The sequence below is a fragment of the Erythrobacter colymbi genome, from assembly GCF_002155685.1.
Lineage (GTDB): Bacteria > Pseudomonadota > Alphaproteobacteria > Sphingomonadales > Sphingomonadaceae > Erythrobacter > Erythrobacter colymbi.
In genome coordinates this window covers 236,718-256,052 of the sequence record NZ_MUYK01000003.1, presented here as the reverse complement: position 1 = coordinate 256,052, position 19,335 = coordinate 236,718, and the positions used below count along the sequence as shown (strand labels likewise).

Genomic DNA, 19,335 nt, shown 5'->3' with positions numbered 1-19,335 from the left:
GTCTTCCCCATCCCATCGGCGCCCGGGATGATCCCCGTCCGGTGCGCCTGTGTCAAATCGTCGTGTGCGGTCAGATCCGGTCGATCAGTCCGCGTTCCGCAAGGTTCCTGGCAAAGGCCGAAAAGCCCATTGTCCAGGCCGGCGCATCGCGCGAGGTCGTAACCGGATTGCGCAAGGCACCGAGCTTGCCAGAACGGATCGTCACCACGTCGCCCACCTTGTGCGTGAAGCCCGCACCCGGCGTATCGCGATCCTGCGTCGGCGCGAACAGCGTGCCGCAGAACAGCACGAACCCATCGGGATAGTGGTGCTCCGACAGGCACTGCGCGACGAGATCGAGCGGATCGCGGCTGATCTGGCTCATGTCGTTGCGCCCTTCGAGGAGGTAGCCCTCCGGTCCCTCGATGGTGAGCTCCACGTCGGCGGTGCGGACATCGTCGATGGTGAAGCTCCCGTCGAACAGGCGGATGAACGGCCCGACAGCGCAAGAGGCGGTGTTGTCCTTCGCCTTCGACAGCAGCAGCGCCGAGCGGCCTTCGAAATCGCGCAGGTTCACGTCATTGCCGAGCGTCGCGCCGACCACCTCGCCATGCGCGTCGCACACCAGCACGACTTCGGGCTCGGGGTTGTTCCAGTGCGAATCCGACCGCACACCCACGGGCGCACCGGTGCCGACTGCCGAGAGCACGGGGGCCTTGGAGAAGATCTCGGCATCCGGCCCGATCGCGACCTCGAGATATTGCGACCACATGCCTTCCTCGATCAGCGCGGCCTTAAGTTGCGCCGCGGCCTCGCTGCCGGGCACGACCGAGCGGATTCCCGCACCGACCTTTTCCTCGAGCTGCGCCCGGATCGCGGCGGCGGCGGAGGCATCGCCGCGGGCGCGCTCCTCGATCACGCGCTCGATGGCGGAGAGGGCAAAGGTGACGCCGCTGGCCTTGATGCATTGCAGGTCGATGGGGGCGAGCAGGCTCCACCCCTCGGGCAGGCCATCCTCGACCGCGCCGAGTTCGACCCCGCCGTCGAAGTGCTTGCGCGCGACCGCGCCGGCGACCGTGCTGACGGTGCCTGTGAGATCATACAGCGTGCCATTGCGGATCGCGATGACGCTCGGCCCCTCGGGCGAGAGCGCCCGGCCGATGAAGTGCCCTTCGCGGAAATCCGCGGGCAGACTTTCCAGAATCCCTTCGGCCATTTCTGGCTCTTGCCTCCCTCAGTGATAGCGCTACCATAAGCGCACAATTGCGGGGCGGCAAGCCCCCAACGAGCACAATGAACGGGAGGGAGAGTTATGAAAACCAAGGCGGCAATGCTGGCGGGCGCGCTTGTCTGGGCAGGAATGGCGCAGGCCGCTGCGGCGCGCGATGTCGTCGCGCGCTTCGACTGGCTGGCCTATGATTCGCCGCCCGAGGCCGCCGTGCCGGAGGGGCAGTATCGCAATCCGGTGCTGCCCGGCTTCCACCCCGATCCCTCGATCGTGAAGGTGGGCGGCGATTTCTACGCCGTCACCTCGACCTTCAGCTGGTATCCCGGCCTGCCGATCCTCCACAGCACCGATCTGGTGAACTGGCGGATCATCGGCAACGCGATCGACCGGCCGGGGATGCTCGACTTCAGCGGCATCGGCACCAACCGCGGGCTGTTCGCCCCGGCGATCACCCACCACGACGGGCGCTTCTGGATCGTCAACACCTGCATCGAATGCGGCGGCAACTTCGTCATCACCGCCGACAATCCCGCAGGGCCTTGGAGCGATCCGGTGTGGCTCGGCTTCGGCGGGATCGATCCTTCGCTGCACTTCGAGGCCGATGGCACCGCCTGGATCGTCTATAACGATGCCCCTCCCGGGCCGCCCGAATACGAGGGCCACCGCGCGATCTGGCTCCAGCAGTTCGATCCGCAGGCGCTGAAAATGCTCCCCAAGCGCGTCCTGCTGCGCGACAAGGGGGTCGATCCGGCGAAGAAGCCGATCTGGGCCGAGGGGCCGCACATCTACAAGGTGGGTGAGTGGTATTACCTCCTTACCGCCGAGGGCGGCACGGCGGACCAGCATTCGCAGACGATCTACCGTTCGAAGGCCTTGCAGGGCCCCTATGAGCCCGGGCCCGACAATCCGATCCTCACCCAGCGCGATCTGCCCGCGGGCCGCCCCGACAGGGTCGAGGCGACGGGCCATGCCGATATCGTGCAGCTCGACGATGGCAGCTGGTGGGGCGTGTTCCTTGCCACGCGGCCTTTCGCGGAGCAATCGACGCTGATGGGGCGCGAGACCTTTCTGCTGCCGGTGACGTGGAAGGATGGCTGGCCGCGCTTCCTCGCCAAGGGCACGCCGGTGCCGCTGCAGCGCGCCGCGCCGGGGCTTCCCGCCTCCGCGCCTTCGGCCTGGGCGACATGGCGCGAGGAATTCCACGCGCCGCTGTCGGACGAGTGGATCGCTCTGCGCACCCCCGGCGCCGCGCCGCAGTGGGAGGTGCGGGACGGCGCCCTGCAGGTCACCGCAGGCCCCGCGCCGGCGGGCGGCCTCGGCAAGCCCGCCTTCACCGGCCGGCGTCTGCGCCATCACGAGGCGACCTTCACCACCCGCCTCGATTTCACTCCCGAGCGTCCCGGCGATTTCGCCGGTCTGCTCGCCTTCATGGACGAGACCCACTTCCTCGTCGCAGGCAAGGAGAAGGGGCGGATCGTGGTGCGGCTGCGCACCGCGGCGGGCGACTGGGCCGGGGGCAGGGAGATCGCGGCGATGCCGTTCGAGGGCGATGGCCCGGTGGAGCTCCAGCTCTCGCTCAAGGGCGGCACCGCAGCGGTCTTCGCCCGGCCCGCGGGGTCGGACACCTGGCGCAGGGTCGGCGGCCCGATCGATGTCGAGCCGCTCGCCTCGGTCCATGCCGGGCTGTTCACCGGGCTTGTCGTGGGCCCCTATGCCTACTCCCCCGGCCCCTGAAAGCCGGGCGGGAGAGGCGGGAGCGCGGGGGCGGGTCTAGTTCTTCTTGAAGATGTAGACCGGCCCCACCTCGATGGTCTGCGCGGCGGCGGCAAAGTGCAGCGTCACATTGGCATCGCCCGCGCCGAAGCCGCGGGTGGCGGTGAAGGGCAGCTGGATCATCTGCCACTTGGTCCCCAGCTTGAAGGCCTTGTCGCCGAAGCCCTCGTAAGGCGGCGTTCCGCTCTGGAGGCGGGCATAGACCAGCCCCATGCCGTCATCCGTCTGGGCGCTGATCGTGCGCCCGATCACCACCGCGACGAGCTGGTCGCCTTCCTTGACCTCCGGCACGATCGGCACGCCGGTGACGAGATCCCAGCGGTTCTCGCCGACCTTGGTGGTGGTGAAGCGCGTTGCCTTCTGGAGCCAGATCTCGGGCACGTCGAGCCCTTGCCAGCTCCCGCCCGCGCCGCCGTGCCCCCAGGCACGGTTGGTCGGATCATTGACCAGCTGGCCCAGAGCGCGGATCGCGTCGGGCATCTCGATCCCGGCCGCATCCTTGAGCGTGGGCGCGGCGGCGGTCTGGGTGGTCTGGATGCTCGCGGCGTTCTTGACGACGATCGCCTGGCCGATCTCGAGCTTCTGCTTTGCCCCCGCCAGTTGCAGCGTCACGATCGCATCGGCCTTGCGCAAGCGGCGCGTGGCGCGGGCGGTGACTTCGTACCACTGCCAGTCCGACCCCACGAGCACGGTGGTATCGCCGAAGCCGTCATAGGGGGCGACGTTCTCCTGGAAGCGCACGCCGATGGTGCCCTTGCCGTCCGACCGCTCGGAGCTGACCGTGCGGGCGTAGAAGCCGATCGTGACCTGCTCCCCGCTGGCGACATCGTCGATCAGGGGCACGTTGGCCGAGCTGGTGTAGGGGAAGCTGCCGCGGCTCTTGAGGTTGAACACCCGCGCCGCGCCGCCGCCGGGGATGTCGGCCGACTGGCGCGCACTCGCTTCGAGTTCCGGGCCATAGGTTGCCCAGTCGATGCGGGTGGGATCGTTGATGAGATCGCCGGGCACCTGATCGTCGAAGGCGGCCAGCTCCGGCGGCAGCTTGGACTTGTGCGACGATGAGGAGGGCGAGGGCGCCTGCGCCGCGGCCGCCGCAACTGGAGGCGCGGGCGGGGCGACGGTGTTGTCCTTCAGCCCGATCGCGCCGCGCAGGCCCGGCAGCCATTCGCCCTTCTTGTGATCGAAGAAGGGGAAGGTGTTGGTATAGGCCCACATGCACATCCCGATACCGGTCGGTGCGAAGGCATCGTGGATGGTGCGGTGATACTTCACCCGGTCGGCGAGCGGGATGTGCCCGTCATAGGCGCCGACCTCGCCCATGAATGGGGTCTTGCCGGTGCGCGCGATATAGGTGCGGATCGCCTCGACATCGCGGGCAAGCTGCGCGGTATCCTCGGGCAGAGGGAAGGCGCGGCCGACGGGCGGCATATCGGGCTTGGTCCATTCCGCGCCCTGATGGGTGTAGAGGAACGGATCGTAGTAGTGGAAGGTAGGATGGATGTTCGCATCATCCGGCAGCGGCAGGGTCTCCAGCGACTTGATCCCGCTCCAGTTCTCCCCGCCGATGATCACCGCGCGGGTGGGGTGGAGCTTCCTCACCTCGGCAAGCGCCGGGGCGAGGGTCTTGAGCAGGTTTGAATGGTTGAGGTTCTTGTGCGGCTCGTTCTCGAGCTCGAACCACAGCGTGTCCTCGGGATAGCCCTTGAAGCGCTCGGCGATCTGCTTCCACACGCCGCCGTGCCACGCCGCGACCCCGGCCGGATCGTCATAGATCGGGTCGAAGTGGTGGCTGTTGAGGATCACGTTGAGCTTGGCCGCCAGCGCCCAGTCGACGATCTGCTGCACGCGGTCCATCCATGCCGGATCGACGGTATAGGGCGGCTTGTTGCTCGACTTGTTATGCCAGCGCACCGGCAGGCGGATGGTATTGAAGCCGGCATCGGCGATGCGCTGGAGGTCTTCCTGCCGCACCGGCACGCCGCCCCAGCTGCCTTCGCGCTCGGCCTCCAGCGTGTTGCCGAGGTTTATGCAGGTGCCCACCGGCAGCGGTTTCGTGACGGCGGCGGGCGCAGCGGCGGCCACCGGCGCAGTCATCGGGGCAAGGGTCAGCGCCGCCAGCGGCAGCAGCGAAACGAAAGCCTTGAGATTCATCGGTCTCTCCGTCGGTTCGGCTCTAACGGCCTATTCGGTTTCCGCCTGCCTCAGCGGCACGGCAGGATCTGCTCCGCATCATTGCCGAGACGCACTTCGGCGATGGCGAAATCGGCCTTGCCCTCGGTTTCGAGGACGAAGGGCCGGTTGAGCTGCGCCACGTCTGCGCCCTTGTCGCGCAGGCACTTCAAGGGGATGCCGTAGCGCACATAGCCGGCAGTCGCGGGCAGGGTGACGGGGGTGAAGCCCTCGCTGCCCGGGCCCTTCACGCCGAGGCGCGCGGCGGCGGGGCTGTCCCACACCCGCAGCGTTACCAGCACCATGACATCGCCATTGGTCTCGCGCGCGAGGTCGACGGTCTCGAACTTGCCGAGATTGACGCTCGCCTTGCCGCCCGCGATGGCGAAGCGGCGCGCGCCCTCCTGCACCTTGTAGTTCTCCGCGGTCACCCGTGCCCGGCCGCCGAGCGCGTCGGCTGGAACGGTGGTGACGCGGGTCTCGACCTCGTCACCCGTGCCCGAGACCCACAGCGACCAGCGCGCCGCGGGATTGCCCGCGCTGAACCAGGTGCGCGCGTCGCCGCCGACCGCGCTCGCATCGAGCTCGGGCAGGGTCTGCCACTTGCCCGCGCGGGTGCGGTAGTCGAGGCCGTAGCCGAAGGGATAGAGCGCCCCGTCGGCAATCTGCGCGGTGCGCGGCCAGGCAGCGGGGAGCTTGCCGGAGAAATCGAAGCGCGGCTTGCCCGCCGTGTCGCCCACCAGCACATCGGCGATCCCGCCGCCCTCGCTGCCGGGCAGCCAGGCGACCACGAAGGCATCGGCGGCGTTGAGCGCGGGGTTCACATAGAGCGGCCGTCCGGTGACCATCACCGCGACCACCGGAATGCCCTGCGCCTGCAACTTCTTCATCGTGGCGAACGGCGCGGTCAGCTCGGGATCGAGCACCAGCGCCGCACGGTCGCCCTGGAATTCGGCATAGGGCGTTTCGCCGAACACCACCACGGCGGCATCGGGCTTGTCGGTGTAGCTGCCATCGGGGGAAAGCACGGCGCTGCCGCCGCCCGCCTCGACCGCCTGCTTCAGCCCGCCCCAGATCGAGGTCGCGCCGGGGAACTGGCTGTTGTTGAGCCCCGTGCCCTGCCAGGTGATCGTCCACCCGCCCGCCTGCCGCGCGATATCATCCGCGCCGTCGCCCGCCACCAGCAGGCGCTTGCCCGGCGCGAGGGGGAGCACGCCCTGGTTCTTGAGCAGCACCAGCGACTTCCTGACCGCCTCGCGTGCCACCGCGCGGTGTTCGGGTGCGCCGAGGAGGTCGTACTGGCCGGAAAAAGGCCGGTCGGAGGGCTTGCCTGCCTCGAAGAGCCCGAGCCGCGCCTTCACGCGCAGGATCCGCGCCACGCCCTCGTCGATCCGGCTCATGGGGATTGCACCCGATTTCGCGCGGGCGAGGAGGTCATTGTAGATCGGCTTCCACGTGTCGGGCGCCATGTACATGTCGATGCCCGCCATGAGCGCCTGCGGGCAGGCCTCGTTCGTGCAGCCCGCCACCTGACCATGGGCGTTCCAGTCGGACACGACGAAGCCGCCGAAATCCATCCGCTCCTTGAGCACGCCGGTCACCAGCGAGTGGTTGCCGGTCATCTTGACACCCTGCCAGCTCGAGAAGCTGACCATCACCGTCGCCACGCCCTCGGCGATCGCGGGGCCATAGGGCTTGCCGTGAATGTCGCGCAGCTGCGCCTCGGTCGCCGAGCTGTCGCCCTGGTCGACCCCCTTGTCGGTGCCGCCATCGGCAAGGAAGTGCTTGGTCGAGGCGATGACGTGCGGACCGGCGAGCAGGTTGTCGCCGCTCGGCGGGCCCTGAAGCCCGCGCACCATCGCGCCGACATAGGACGCGACCAGATCGGGGTCGGAGGAATAGCCCTCGTAGGCGCGGCCCCAACGGAAATCCTGCGGCACGGCGACGGTGGGCGCGAAGGTCCATTCCTGCCCGGTGACGCGGATTTCCTTGGCGGTGATCGCGCCGATCTTCTCGATCAGCGCGGGATCACGCATCGCGCCGAGGCCGATATTGTGCGGGAACAGCGTCGCGCCGATGATGTTCGAGTGGCCGTGGACCGCATCGGTCCCCCAGATCATCGGGATGCCGACCCCGCCATCGGACTTGTCGACCGAGGCGAGGTAGAAATCGTCGGCCGCCTTCAGCCAGTCCTTGGCGGGCGAGAGGTCATTGCCGTTGGGGCCGGAATTGCCGCCCACCAGCAGCGAGCCGAGCTTGTATTTGCGGAAATCGTCCGGCGTCACGCAGCACAGGTCCGCCTGCACCAGCTGGCCGACTTTCTCCTCGACCGTCATGCGCGCGATGAGGTCGGCGATCATTTTCTCGTGATCGGCGTGGACGGGGACGGGGTAGGTATAGGCGGGCCACTGGTCGGGATGCGCCGTGCCCGGGGGCGCTGCGGGGGGCGGGGCCGGCGTTTCGGCGATGGCGACGGTGGCAAGGCTCGCCGCTGCGAGCAGGCCTGCCACGAGGCAAGCGCGTGTGGGGGCCTTATGGCCAGTCATGTCCCTCTCCCGCGGCGATTGTGGTCGCCGTTCCCCGCGTCTTTGCGAACGCTAACATTGATGTTGGAAAATCTGCGGCGGGAAGTCAATCGGGCAACGAGACGATGTATCGCTAACATCGGATGGTTCGCGGTAAATCTCTGCAAATATGCGATAAATAATAAGAAAAATTCAAATTAGTAAAGCAAATTTAGTTATGGTAACGCTACCATGCGATCGGAGTGTGGAGGCAGCCCGATTCGCCTGTCAGCCTTAGCCGCGGGCGACCGTCTCCAGCAGTTCGCCGGTCACCGGGTAGCCGGCATCGGCAAGGATCGTCAGCCACGGCTTGCCGTCCTGCTCCACGACCTGCGGCATGATCGTGCGCACCGGGATCGCTTCGGCCTGTGCGCGCGCTTCGGCGAAGCTGGCGAACAGGGCGAGGCGTTCGAGGTTGCGGCGGGTGGGGAAGATCAGCTTGATCTCGCCGCGCTCCGCCGCATCGAGCGCGCCCTGCGCCGAGGTCCAGAACAGGTGGGTGTTTTCCGACTGGTCGATCGACACGTCGACCGCGCCCGTCCCCAGATCGGCGAGGTAGAAGCGCGTGTCATAGACCCGCGAAATGTTCTCGTTCTTGGGAAACCAGCGCGCGAAGGGGACGATCTGCGCGAGGTCGAGCCGCCAGCCGAACGCCTCGAGCACCGGGGCGAGTGCGCCGCTCTCGGCCAGCATCGCGCGCGCTTCGGCGGCGCGGGCCGCGTCGATGTCGCCCGCCAGCCCCAGCGCGAGGCCGGTCTCCTCCAGCGTCTCTCGCACGGCGGCGATCTGGTGGGCGGCCTCGTCGGGATCGAGCCCGTGCTCGCCCGCTAGCGCCTCGGCGAGGGCATAGTCCTCCGGGTCCACCCGTCCGCCCGGGAACACCGCCATACCGCCCGCGAAGGTCATGTTGCGCGAGCGCACGGTCATCAGCACCTCCGGCGCGCCGCCTTCGGGGGCGTGGCGGAAGATGATGATGGTGGCGGCGGGAATGCCAATCGGCGCGGAATCGGTGCTCATTGCGGCAAAGGATGGCCGCAGGGCAGACGCTTGCCAAGGGGGGAGGCGTAAACCTGCCGTTTTACGCAGGTGTTGTCGGGATGTTTTACAACCCGGCTGACGGGGCGGGGCGGCGGGCCGCCAAAAATGGCGGAATTCCGCGCTTTGTCAAGTTTGGCACGCGCCATGCATATTAAGCGGCGGTCCCAAATGGTCTTTGACGAGAGGCGCGACCCTTCCTGGTCTCCGGGTTGCGCCTCCCCGAAAACGAAAGAGCGCTCCGCACTGGTCCTGCGGGGCGCTCTTTTCTTTTGTGCGCCTCAAGCGCCGGGCGGCGGACGTCCGTCCGCCTTGGCTACCTCCGGGGGCCCGACCCCTGCGGGGCCACCCCTCCGGGCGCGCGTTCGCGCTTGCGGCGCTTCGCGCCGTTGCATTGCTAAGAAAGAGGGATGCGCGGGTATCGGTCGCGCTAGCGACCGCAAGGCCGAACGGCCGCCCGCAGCGACAGGGCCTTCAGGCCCCGTGAGCGAGGATTTCGCAGCCCGGAGGTGCTGCGGAAAACAAAAAATCAAACCTTCGCCGCGCCGCTCTCATCAAGGAGCTGCTGCAATTCGCCCGCCTCGAACATCTCCATCATGATGTCGCTGCCGCCCACGAATTCGCCCTTCACGTAGAGCTGCGGGATCGTCGGCCAGTCGGAAAAGCTCTTGATGCCCTGGCGGATTTCCATGTCCTGCAGCACGTCGACGCTTTCGTAGGCGACGCCGCAATGGTCGAGGATCGCCACCGCGCGGCTGGAGAAACCGCATTGCGGGAAGAGCGGGGTGCCCTTCATGAACAGCACCACGTCATTGGCGGTGACGAGATCGGAAATGCGGGTGTTGACGTCGGACATCGGTGGATTGCCCCTTGGCAATGAGTGTTTGGTTGAGTGGTTACTTGGGGACCACGGTGGTCACTTGCAAGGCGTGCAGCACACCGCCCATCCGCCCGCCCAGCGCGTTGTAGACCAGCTTGTGCTGCGCCACGCGGCTGAGGCCGGCGAATTGCGGCGCGGTGACGGTCGCGGCCCAGTGATCGTCGTCGCCCGCAAGGTCGCGCAGCTCGACCACCGCGCCGGGCAGGGCGGCGGTGATCGCCTCGGTGATCTCGCGCGCGGACATCGGCATGGGTTCAGACCTCGCCCAAAAGCTGGCGGCGCGCCTCGATCGCCAGTTCGGCGAGCTTGGCGCGGATATCGGCTTCGGAGATGTCGATCTGCGCGGCGGTGAGATCGCCGAGGAGCTTCCTCACCACGTCCTCGTCGCCCGCTTCCTCGAACTCGGCCTGGACCACCGCCTTGCGGTAGGAGTCGGTTTCCTCGGGGGTGAGCGTCATCAGCCCGGCGGCCCATTCGCCTAGCAGGCGGTTGCGGCGGGCGAGAATGCGGAAGGCGGTTTCTTCCTCGAGCGCGAAGTGGGCTTCCTCGGCGCGCTCGCGGTCCCTGAAATCGGTCATGTGTGTGTCCCTTCGGATACGATCCAAGGGGAGCGATAGAGGCGGGCGCGCGCGGCTTCAAGGGGCCGCGCGCGCTGGCGCTCAATCCATCGTCACCACGAGCTTGCCGACCGCCTCGCGCGCTTCGAGCTTGGCGATGGCGTCGCCGGCCCGCTCGAGGGGGAAAGTCTCGCTGACCAGCGGGTCGATCTTGCCGGCCTTCATCAGGTCGAACAGCTCGTTCACCTGCGCGTGGAAGCCCTGCGGGTCGCGCGCGGTGAAGGCGCCCCAGAACACGCCGCAGATGTCGCAGGATTTGAGGAGCGTGAGATTGAGCGGCATCTTGGCGATCCCAGCCGGGAAGCCGACCACCAGGAAACGGCCCTCCCACGCGATAGCGCGCAGCGCAGGCTCGGAATATTGCCCGCCGACGATGTCATAGACGATATTCGCGCCGTCGGGGCCGCAGGCCTTCTTGAAGGCATCGGCGAGGGCTTTGGAAGCATCCTTGTCCATCGCCTCGCGCGGGTAGATCACGACCTCGTCTGCCCCGGCCTTGCGGGCGACTTCGCCCTTGGCTTCCGAGGACACGGCAGCGACCACGCGCGCGCCAAACGCCTTGCTGAGTTCGATCGCCGAAAGGCCCACACCGCCCGCCGCGCCGAGGATCAGCACGGTGTCACCGGCCTTGATATGGCCGCGGTCCTTGAGGCCATGGATGGTGGTGCCATAGGTCATCAGCAGGGAAGCGGCCTTCTCGAAGGAGACGCCGTCGGGCACCTTGAACATCCGGCCCGCGGGCACGACGACCTTCTCGGCAAGGCCCCCGTTGCCGATCCCGGCGAGCACCTTGTCGCCCACCGCATAGCCTTCGACGCCTTCGCCCACAGCCTCGATCACGCCCGAAATCTCGCCGCCGGGGCTGAAAGGCCGCTGCGGCTTGAACTGGTACATGTCGCGGATGATCAGGCCATCGGGATAGTTGATCGCGCAGGCCTTGACCGCGACGAGCACCTCTCCCTTGCCCGGGGTGGGGGCGTCGACCTCGTCCAATGTCAGGGTTTCGGGCCCGCCGGTCTGGTGGGTGCGAATGGCTTTCATTGTGTCCTCTCCCGGTATGGTAATTCTATGCGGCCTGGGTGCCGCGCATCAGCCACGGCTGGGCGGAGGTGCGCTGCGCCTCGAACCCGCCGATCGCCTCGCCCCGCGCCATCGTCAGCCCGACCTCGTCTAGGCCGTTCAGCAGGCAGTGCTTGCGGAACGGGTCGATCTCGAAGGTGAAGCGGTCCTGATAGGGGGTGGTGACGGTCTGCGCTTCGAGATCGACGGCGATCTCCAGCCCCTCGCGCGCGACTTCGAGCAGCCGGTCGACCGCTTCCTGCGGCAGCACCACGGGCAGGATGCCGTTCTTCACCGCATTGCCCGAATGGATGTCGGAAAAGCTCGGCGCGATCACCACGCGGATGCCGAGGTCGAGCATCGCCCAGGCCGCGTGCTCGCGGCTCGATCCGCAGCCGTAATTGTCGCCCGCAATCAGGATCGGCGCGCCTGCGTAGGCGGGATCGTCGAAGACATTGCCGGGCTCGGCTCGCAGCGATTCAAACGCGCCTGCGCCCATTCCCTCGCGGCTGACGGTCTTGAGCCATTTGGCCGGGATGATGATGTCGGTGTCGACATTCTTGAGGCCGAGCGGATAGGCGCGGCCTTCGACGCTGGTGAGGGGCTGCATGGGCTTGTGTCCTTAGTCCGTCTGGGGCGGCTCGCCCGAGGGGATCGGGCCCGGCTGGGTCGGCTCGGAGGGCTTCTTCTTGCGCTTACCCGCATAGAGCAGCGCTGCGGCGACGGCCGCCGATCCGATGGCACCCGCAGCAGCAATCGCGGCGTTGCGGGCGGTGTTGTTCTTGGGCTTGTCGGTCATGGTTTCCAGATGGTCCCAGTTGCGGCCTTACGCAAGCACAGAGCGGCGATTGGCGGGTGATGCGAGGCCTGTGCCCGTGGCGAAGAGGATCGCGGCGAGCTCGCCCCGCGCGGCTTTGCCGCCCTTGATCACGTACTCGGTCTCGTCCGGCAGCAGCAGCGTCAGCGCGACGAGACGGATGGCCACGCCCGGCGCGAGCGTGCAGCGCGCCGGTCGATCGGGCACCTCGATCCCCACCAGCGCGCCGACGCTACCGCGCGCGGTTACCCAGCGCTCGGGCGTGCTTTCGGGCGCGGGAAGCTCCATCGAGATGACCCCGTATCTTTCGAGAACGCCATTTATCCCGCCCATATCGGCCACGTTCCGGGCGAAGTTCTCGATCAGCTGGAACTGCCAGCTGCGCTTCACCGCTTCGAAGGCGGCGCCGGCAAGATCGGGGCATTCGATAAAGACCTCGCAGCCGAAACCGGGTTCGGCGCTGTCGGTGCCGGTGAAGAGATCGCTGAGACCGTCCGATGCGATGAGCGTGCTGCCCTTTGGCCGCGCGACGAGATAGGACTGCCGGGTGGTGGGCCACGCCGGGGCGCCCTGGAATTCGGGGCTGACGAGGTAGCCGATCACGTCGTCATCGACCGGGCCGAGTGCAGACCACGCATTGCGGCGCGCGGCGGCAAAGGCGGCGTAGCGCGGATCGTCCAAGCTATTGCCCTGCGCCAGCACCGGACGGGCAAGGCCTGCCACGGCTGCGGCGAATGTGCCGGCGATGATGGTCCGCCGGGTCGGCATCACACCAGTTCGCGCACGTCGGCGAGCCGCCCGGTGACCGCGGCGGCGGCGGCCATCGCCGGCGAGACGAGGTGCGTTCGCGCGCCCGGGCCCTGCCTACCAACGAAGTTGCGGTTGCTGGTCGAGGCGCAGCGCTCGCCCGCGGGCACCTTGTCGGGGTTCATGCCGAGGCAGGCCGAGCAGCCCGGCTCGCGCCATTCGAAACCGGCTTCGGTGAAGATGCGGTCGAGGCCTTCTTCTTCCGCCTGGGCCTTTACGAGGCCGGAACCCGGCACGACGATCGCCCAGCGCACATTCTCGGCCTTGCGGCGGCCCTTGAGCACTGCAGCGGCGGCGCGCAGGTCCTCGATGCGGCTGTTGGTGCAGGAGCCGATAAAGACGTTCTGGATCGGCACCTGCGTCATCGGGGTGCCGGGAGTGAGGCCCATGTAGTCGAGCGATTTCTGCGCGGCGACGCGCTTGCTCTCGTCGGCGAAGTCCGCGGGGTGCGGCACCAGCCCGCCGATGGGCACGACGTCCTCGGGGCTGGTGCCCCAGGTGACGCTGGGTTCGACATCGGCGGCTTTGATCGTCACCGACTTGGCGAAGGCCGCGCCGTCATCCGAATGGAGCGTGCGCCAATAGGCGACCGCCGCGTCCCATTCCGCGCCCTTGGGGGCCATCGGGCGGCCCTTGAGATAGGCGAAGGTGGTATCGTCTGGCGCGATCAGGCCCGCGCGCGCACCGGCCTCGATGCTCATGTTGCAGACCGTGAGGCGCTCCTCGATGGTCATGCGCTCGAACACGCGGCCGCGGTATTCGATCACGTAGCCGCTGCCGCCTGCCGCGCCGATCTTGCCGATGATGTGGAGGATCAGGTCCTTGGCGCTGACGCCCGGGCCGAGATCGCCCTCAACCCGCACTTCCATCGGCTTCGATTGCTGGAGCAGCAGCGTCTGCGTGGCAAGAACGTGCTCGACCTCGCTCGTCCCGATTCCGAAGGCGAGCGCGCCGAGGCCGCCGTGGCAGGCCGTGTGCGAATCCCCGCAGACGATGGTGGTGCCGGGCAGGGAGAAGCCCTGCTCGGGGCCGACGACATGGACGATCCCCTGCTCCTTCGCGGTCGCGGGGATATAGCGGATGCCGAAGGCAGGCGCGTTGACTTCGAGCGCGGCGAGCTGGGCGGCGCTTTCAGGGTCGGCAATGGGGACGGGTTTGCCTGCGCTGTCGAGCCGTGCGGTGGTGGGGAGGTTGTGATCGGGCACGGCCAGCGTCAGCTCGGGGCGGCGCACCGGGCGCCCAGCGACCTTCAACGCCTCGAATGCCTGCGGGCTGGTGACTTCATGCACCAGATGGCGGTCGATATAAATCAGCGCCGTCCCGTCATCGCGCGTCTCGACGACATGCGCGTCCCAGATCTTTTCGTAGAGGGTGCGGGGGCGGCTGGCCATGGGCGGTTCCATCGGTTGGAGGGGCAAGGGTGCGACCCGAAACGAGACGCCCATAATCCTGTTCCGCGAGCCGTGGCAAGATTGCGGCAATTTACCGGGCTTCAGCGGTAGAATTTGTCATAATCTTGCGCTAGTTTACATTTATGTCAGCAAGCGAATCTCCTGCCCGCCCGTTTTTCCACCCGATCACCGTGGCGGTCGAGGACATCGACTTCATGGGCCACGTCAACAATGCGCGCTACCTCAACTGGGTGCAGGATGCGGTGCTGGCGCATTGGCGCGGGATCGCTCCGGCCGAGGATGTGGCGTCGAAGGCGTGGGTCGCGCTCAAGCACGAGATCACCTACCGCAAGCCCGCCTTCCTCGAAGACGCGGTGATCGCGCAGACCGTGCTCGAGCGCTTCAACGGCGCGCGCGCGTTCTATTCGACGCTGATCAAGCGCGGCGAGGAGGTGCTGGCCGAGGTGCAATCCTCGTGGTGCTGCATTGACGCCGCCACCCTGCGCCCGGCGCGCATCGGTGAACATCTGCGCGAGTTCTTCTTCCCCAAGGGGGAGTGACACGGTAGGCTGCCTGCGTCCCGCGAGCCGGGGCAGAAGGGACGCAAATCGTGAACAGGTTCAAGGCTTTCGCCATTCTCGCCGCCGGCCTCGCGCTGGCCGCGCCGCCGCTCGCCGCGCAGGATGCCGCCGCTCCCAAGCCCGCCCCCACGCTGACCGCCGCCGAGGAGGCCGCGGTGCAGCAGGCGCTCGATCTGGGATACAAGCTCCACGCCTACGATCAGGCCGCCTGGCACGGGACCGACGCGGCGCTTGAGGACCTGTCCGAGGCGGACAAGCGCGGGATCGGAGGCTGGATCGTCAACGAGGTGGACGATGGCTGGGAGACGGTGTTCTTCCGCCCCGTCGCGGGCGGCGGCTTCGAGGCGGCGTGGAGCGGGGTCTATGACGGCGAGACCGTCACCCGCCGCATGACCTATGCGGCCGGCGAAAGGCCGCTGACGGCATCCGAAGTGACCCAGGTCGAGGCCGTTGCCCTGATGCGCAAACAGAAGGTCGAACGCTGCGCCGCCAGCCGCTTCAACACCGTGGTCTTCCCCACCGGCAAGCCCGACGGCGGCTTGTACGCCTATCTCCTCACCCCGCAGGAGAAGACCGGCGCGATCCCCTTCGGCGGGCACCACCGCTTCGAGATCGTGAACGGCACAATCAAGGACCGCCGTTCCTTCACCCAGTCTTGCCTCACCATGAAGACCGCGATGGAGGAGGGCAAGGATGGCCGCGCGGAATCGCTGATGGTCACCCACCTGCTCGACCCCGTCCCGACCGAGATCCACGTCTTCTCGGTCTATGCCGCACAGATGCCCGTCTATGTCCTGACCCAGAGCAACGAGCGGGTGTGGGTGGCCGAGGTCTCCGGCGGTCAACCGCGCATCCGCGTGATCCGCTAGGCCGGCACGAGCGCGCCCGCCCTCCGCCCCGTCACTCCCCGAAAGGGAAGGGCGGGAGCGCGGGCAGGCGTTCGAGTGCACCCTCTTTCAGCGCCATGTGACGGCTGATCCGGGCGTAGTGCGATTTCATCACCAGGTTCTGCACCGTCGCCGGGTGGAGCGGCTCGCTGAAGGCGACCCCGGCTTTGCCCTCGGCGCACCAGATGACGTAAGCGGCAAGCGCTTCGAGCCCGGAGATCTTGATCGAGTGAAGGCGGTCGCGCACCAGATCCTGCCCCTTGGCGAAGCGGATCATGCAGCCTTCTTCCGAAATGTCGGTCACCAGCGCGGCGCAGGTCATCCCGCTCGAATCCGAAAGGTCTGCGGCCAGCTCGATCCCGCGCCGCAGCGCCCAGCGCCGGTCGGCGACAAATTCGCTGGACGGTCGGATGATGCTCATGGCCGGCACCCGCTTGCGGCGCGCCTGTGCGAGCCGCCCGCCCCATCTTCCCTTTGACACTGCCCCTCGTTCGGCATTCGCTCTCTCCCCTGCCGGAAGCGCGCGAAGATGCCGCGAGTCTGATCCGTGTCCCTAAAGTGGATCAGTTTTCCGCCATCCCGGCGAGCGCGGCGGGCCGCGCCGCGCCGGTACCAGACGGCGCGCGGTAATCCAGCACATCGCCGAGGCTGAGCGGGTTCGCGCGCAGATCGGGGTGCGGGGAATAGCCGTCGAGCCATTCGTCGCGGTCGATGATGTCGCGCGCGAAGCTCAGGCCGAAGAACCGGCGCGGGGTGGCCGAGCGGTTGTCGGGCCCGGCATGGAGCAGGTCGCTGCGATAGATTATCACCGTGCCCTTGCGCGGCGCGGTCTGCACCGCGTGGAACATCCCCGGCAGCGTCTTGCGGCGACGGAATAGCTGCCACAGCGTCTTCGGCCCCAGCATCGCCAGGCTGAACTGGCTGTTCTTGCCGAGCACGAAGCGCAGCAGGTTGGGCTGGTGATCGTCCCACCTGGCCGAGAACACGCGGTCCCGCAGCTCTCCGGGTGCGAGCGGGGCGGTGTCCGAAGTGCGCATCAGCCACAGCTTGGCAAGGTTGTGCATCAGCACGCGGATATTCGCCTGCCGCCGCCACAGCTCCATCAGGGCGTACGCCTGCCCGCCATGCCGCTTCTCCGCCCCGCCGAACTTGTGTGTGCCGGGGACGAACAGAGTGCCGCCCTGCTGCTCGGTGATATCCTCCACCGCCGCGATCAGGCTGATGACGCCGGGCGGGTCGCGGTGGATATACTGGTGCGAGGAGCCGAGGTAGCTCGTCAGGGTGATCACCTCGAGCAGCGGGTGCGTGCGGCCGCAATATTCGGTGAAGACGCCCTCCAGCCGCCGGGTCAGCCGGCTGGCGAAGTCCATCACCGGCGTGCTCGCGGGCAGGGCGCAGAAATCGCGGCGCAGGTAGCGGTTGTCGACCTCGCTGGCGAAGGTGCACTTGTCGCGGCCCGGGTCCTCGATCGTCTGGCGGATCAGGCCCAGCCCCTCGTCCGCCTCGGCCTCGGACATCAGGCCTGTGAGGATCACGAGACCGTGGCGGTCGATCATGCCCAGCGCCGCGGCAAGGCAGGGCGCGGCGAGGCGGCCGTCCGCATCCAGCTCGGCCCGCACCTCATAGGCGGACGTGTCGCTTGAAACCTTCAGACCCTTCATGCCGGTGACCCCTGTTGCACGCGCCCGGATGTAAGCGGCCAAGGCGAGCGATTCGAAGGGGTTGAAGGCTCCGCGTCCCGTTGGCGGACAGGTTTTCGCGCGGCGGTTAACGCCGCCGCGCCGCGGCTTGCGCCGGGGCGCGAATGGGCCGACACTGGGCGCGCAGGTGCAATCGAGCGGAGGGGAGCCAATGGTCAAGGCAGTGTGGAACGGCGTCGTGATCGCCGAAAGCGATGCGACGGTGGTGGTCGAGGGCAATCACTATTTCCCGCCCGCCGATGTGCGCGCGGAATACCTCGTCCCGAGCAGCACCCGCACCACCTGCCCGTGGAAGGGCGTGGCCTCCTACCATTCGCTGCAAGTGGAGGGCGCGACCAATCCCGATGCCGCGTGGTACTATCCCGATCCCAAGCCCGCCGCCGCCGAGATCGCGGGGCGCATCGCCTTCTGGAAGGGCGTGCGGGTCGGGTGATCCGCCGCGCGCCAAACGCAATTGCGCCCGCGCGCCAGACTTCTATACGCAACCCCATGCCGCCTGCGCCCGTATCATCCGGGATGAACCCGCATTTCGCCCTTCCCGAGCGGAGCTTCCAGCGCGCCATCGGCCTTGCGCTTGCGCTGGCGATTGCCGGCAGCTGGCTGTCGATCCACGCCTATGCGATGTTCGTGTTCGAGCTTTCGTGGACCAACTGGCCGCTCGCGCTGGTGATGGCGGCGGTGCAGTGCTGGCTATCGGTCGGGGTCTTCATCGTCTGCCACGATGCGATGCACGGCACGCTGGTGCCCGGCCGCCCGGCTGTGAACGGCGCGATCGGCACGGTGCTGCTGGCGCTCTATGCAGGCTTCGGCTGGAAGCATCTGCGCGATGCGCATCTCACCCACCACAAGCTGGCGGGCCATGCGGGCGACCCCGATTTCGACGAGAACAACCCCGGGGATTTCTGGCGCTGGTATGCGACCTTCTTCCGCCGCTATTTCGGCTGGCAGTCGATCCTGTTCGTCCACACCGTGGTCGGGATCTACTGGCTGGTGCTGGATATCCCGATGGTGCAGATCGTGATGCTCTACGGGCTGCCTGCGCTCGCGTCCTCGCTCCAGCTGTTCTACTTCGGCACCTTCCGCACCCACCGCCATCTGCCCGGCGCCGGCGAGAGCGGGGGCGGTTTTGCCGACCATCACAACGCCCGCTCCGATGATTTCGGCACGCTGGCGAGCCTCGCATCCTGCTTCCATTTCGGCTATCATCTCGAACACCACCGCCGCCCCGACGTGCCGTGGTGGGCGCTGCCGGCCGCGCGCCGCGCCGGGGTGGGCCGTGTTGAACTGACCGAGAAGGTACCCGCATGAGCTGGCTCGAGCCCGCCGCTACCGTCCTTGCCGCGCTGATCGGCATGGAGCTGTTCGCGTGGTACGCGCACAAGTACATCATGCATGGCTGGGGCTGGGGCTGGCACCGCGACCATCACGAGCCGCACGACAACGTGCTGGAGAAGAACGATCTGTTCGCGGTGGTGTTCGGCACGATCAACGCCGCGATGTATATCTTCGGCTCGCTCTACTGGGACTGGATGTGGTGGACCGCAGTCGGGATCACGCTCTACGGGGTGATCTACACGCTGGTGCATGATGGCCTCGTCCACCAGCGCTACTGGCGCTGGGTGCCGCGCAAGGGCTACGCCAAGCGGCTGGTGCAGGCGCACAAGCTCCACCATGCGACGATCGGGAAAGAGGGCGGGGTGAGCTTCGGCTTCGTCTTCGCGCGCGATCCGGCCAAGCTCAAGGCCGAGCTGAAGGCGCAGAAGGAAGCGGGCCTCGCCGTGGTGCGCGACAGCGCCGGTGCGGGCGGCGACGATGCCTTCGAGGTGGTCGGCCGGAATATGTGAGCGC

General features: G+C 67.6%; 20 protein-coding genes. 6 read left to right on the top strand and 14 right to left on the bottom strand.

The annotated features are described in order from the left end of the window. Positions 1-70 precede the first annotated feature (70 nt). Entirely contained in the window at positions 71-1,195 is a 1,125-nt protein-coding gene (locus BZF57_RS07990; RefSeq protein ID WP_086736550.1) for a fumarylacetoacetate hydrolase family protein, read from the bottom strand. 96 nt (positions 1,196-1,291) lie between these two features. On the opposite strand from BZF57_RS07990, the gene BZF57_RS07985 reads away from it, so the two are divergent. Then, positions 1,292-2,941: a glycoside hydrolase family 43 protein gene (locus BZF57_RS07985; RefSeq protein WP_086736548.1), complete on the top strand. Its 1,650-nt coding sequence runs from the start codon at positions 1,292-1,294 to the stop codon at positions 2,939-2,941. Between the two features lie 36 nt (positions 2,942-2,977). On the opposite strand, the gene BZF57_RS07980 is transcribed toward BZF57_RS07985, so the two are convergent. From BZF57_RS07980 to leuC, 11 genes are all read right to left on the bottom strand, one after another. Then, complete coding sequence (locus tag BZF57_RS07980) at positions 2,978-5,131, bottom strand: cellulase family glycosylhydrolase (RefSeq protein WP_240505891.1); 2,154 nt, start codon at positions 5,129-5,131, stop codon at positions 2,978-2,980. A 50-nt stretch (positions 5,132-5,181) separates the two neighbouring features. Continuing rightward, positions 5,182-7,695, bottom strand: coding sequence for a glycoside hydrolase family 3 protein (locus BZF57_RS07975; RefSeq protein ID WP_086736546.1), 2,514 nt, complete (start codon positions 7,693-7,695; stop codon positions 5,182-5,184). A gap of 252 nt (positions 7,696-7,947) precedes the next feature. Further along, positions 7,948-8,730, bottom strand: coding sequence for an NUDIX hydrolase (locus BZF57_RS07970; protein ID WP_086736544.1), 783 nt, complete (start codon positions 8,728-8,730; stop codon positions 7,948-7,950). 547 nt (positions 8,731-9,277) lie between these two features. Then, positions 9,278-9,604, bottom strand: a complete 327-nt coding sequence (gene grxD / locus BZF57_RS07965) for a Grx4 family monothiol glutaredoxin (protein WP_086736542.1) — start codon at positions 9,602-9,604, stop codon at positions 9,278-9,280. A 40-nt stretch (positions 9,605-9,644) separates the two neighbouring features. Further along, entirely contained in the window at positions 9,645-9,878 is a 234-nt protein-coding gene (locus BZF57_RS07960; protein ID WP_073973561.1) for a BolA/IbaG family iron-sulfur metabolism protein, read from the bottom strand. A gap of 4 nt (positions 9,879-9,882) precedes the next feature. Next, entirely contained in the window at positions 9,883-10,206 is a 324-nt protein-coding gene (locus BZF57_RS07955; protein ID WP_086736540.1) for a DUF1476 domain-containing protein, read from the bottom strand. Between the two features lie 81 nt (positions 10,207-10,287). Further along, on the bottom strand, positions 10,288-11,286 hold the full coding sequence (locus tag BZF57_RS07950; protein WP_086736538.1) for an NADPH:quinone oxidoreductase family protein: 999 nt from the start codon (positions 11,284-11,286) through the stop codon (positions 10,288-10,290). Between the two features lie 25 nt (positions 11,287-11,311). Next, the gene (leuD, locus tag BZF57_RS07945; protein WP_086736536.1) at positions 11,312-11,914 is read right to left on the bottom strand and encodes a 3-isopropylmalate dehydratase small subunit; all 603 of its coding nucleotides are present in this window, start codon (positions 11,912-11,914) and stop codon (positions 11,312-11,314) included. A gap of 12 nt (positions 11,915-11,926) precedes the next feature. After that, positions 11,927-12,103, bottom strand: a complete 177-nt coding sequence (locus BZF57_RS07940) for an LPXTG cell wall anchor domain-containing protein (RefSeq protein WP_086736533.1) — start codon at positions 12,101-12,103, stop codon at positions 11,927-11,929. 27 nt (positions 12,104-12,130) lie between these two features. Then, positions 12,131-12,889, bottom strand: coding sequence for a hypothetical protein (locus BZF57_RS07935; protein WP_086736532.1), 759 nt, complete (start codon positions 12,887-12,889; stop codon positions 12,131-12,133). Next, a complete protein-coding gene (leuC, locus tag BZF57_RS07930) occupies positions 12,889-14,319 on the bottom strand; it encodes a 3-isopropylmalate dehydratase large subunit (protein ID WP_086736531.1) in 1,431 nt (476 codons plus the stop codon). Before leuC ends, BZF57_RS07935 begins: the two co-directional genes overlap by 1 nt. A gap of 143 nt (positions 14,320-14,462) precedes the next feature. On the opposite strand from leuC, the gene BZF57_RS07925 reads away from it, so the two are divergent. Continuing rightward, positions 14,463-14,879, top strand: coding sequence for an acyl-CoA thioesterase (locus BZF57_RS07925; protein ID WP_086736529.1), 417 nt, complete (start codon positions 14,463-14,465; stop codon positions 14,877-14,879). 50 nt (positions 14,880-14,929) lie between these two features. Beyond that, positions 14,930-15,769 (top strand): hypothetical protein, encoded by an 840-nt coding sequence (locus BZF57_RS07920; RefSeq protein ID WP_086736527.1) that lies wholly within the window; start codon positions 14,930-14,932, stop codon positions 15,767-15,769. Between the two features lie 31 nt (positions 15,770-15,800). Here BZF57_RS07920 and BZF57_RS07915 read toward each other — a convergent pair whose 3' ends face one another. Next, positions 15,801-16,208 carry a hypothetical protein gene (locus tag BZF57_RS07915; RefSeq protein WP_086736525.1) on the bottom strand — a complete coding sequence of 136 codons (408 nt, stop codon included), beginning with the start codon at positions 16,206-16,208 and terminating at the stop codon, positions 15,801-15,803. Positions 16,209-16,350: 142 nt separating this feature from the next. Then, complete coding sequence (locus BZF57_RS07910; RefSeq protein ID WP_086736523.1) at positions 16,351-17,448, bottom strand: phytanoyl-CoA dioxygenase family protein; 1,098 nt, start codon at positions 17,446-17,448, stop codon at positions 16,351-16,353. Between the two features lie 190 nt (positions 17,449-17,638). On the opposite strand from BZF57_RS07910, the gene BZF57_RS07905 reads away from it, so the two are divergent. From BZF57_RS07905 to BZF57_RS07895, 3 genes are read left to right on the top strand one after another with little or no spacing between them, the layout of a single operon-like run. Next, entirely contained in the window at positions 17,639-17,920 is a 282-nt protein-coding gene (locus BZF57_RS07905) for a DUF427 domain-containing protein (protein ID WP_086736521.1), read from the top strand. Between the two features lie 56 nt (positions 17,921-17,976). Further along, positions 17,977-18,795 (top strand): fatty acid desaturase, encoded by an 819-nt coding sequence (locus BZF57_RS07900; RefSeq protein WP_240505890.1) that lies wholly within the window; start codon positions 17,977-17,979, stop codon positions 18,793-18,795. Then, complete coding sequence (locus tag BZF57_RS07895) at positions 18,792-19,331, top strand: sterol desaturase family protein (RefSeq protein WP_086736516.1); 540 nt, start codon at positions 18,792-18,794, stop codon at positions 19,329-19,331. Before BZF57_RS07900 ends, BZF57_RS07895 begins: the two co-directional genes overlap by 4 nt. Positions 19,332-19,335 lie beyond the last annotated feature (4 nt).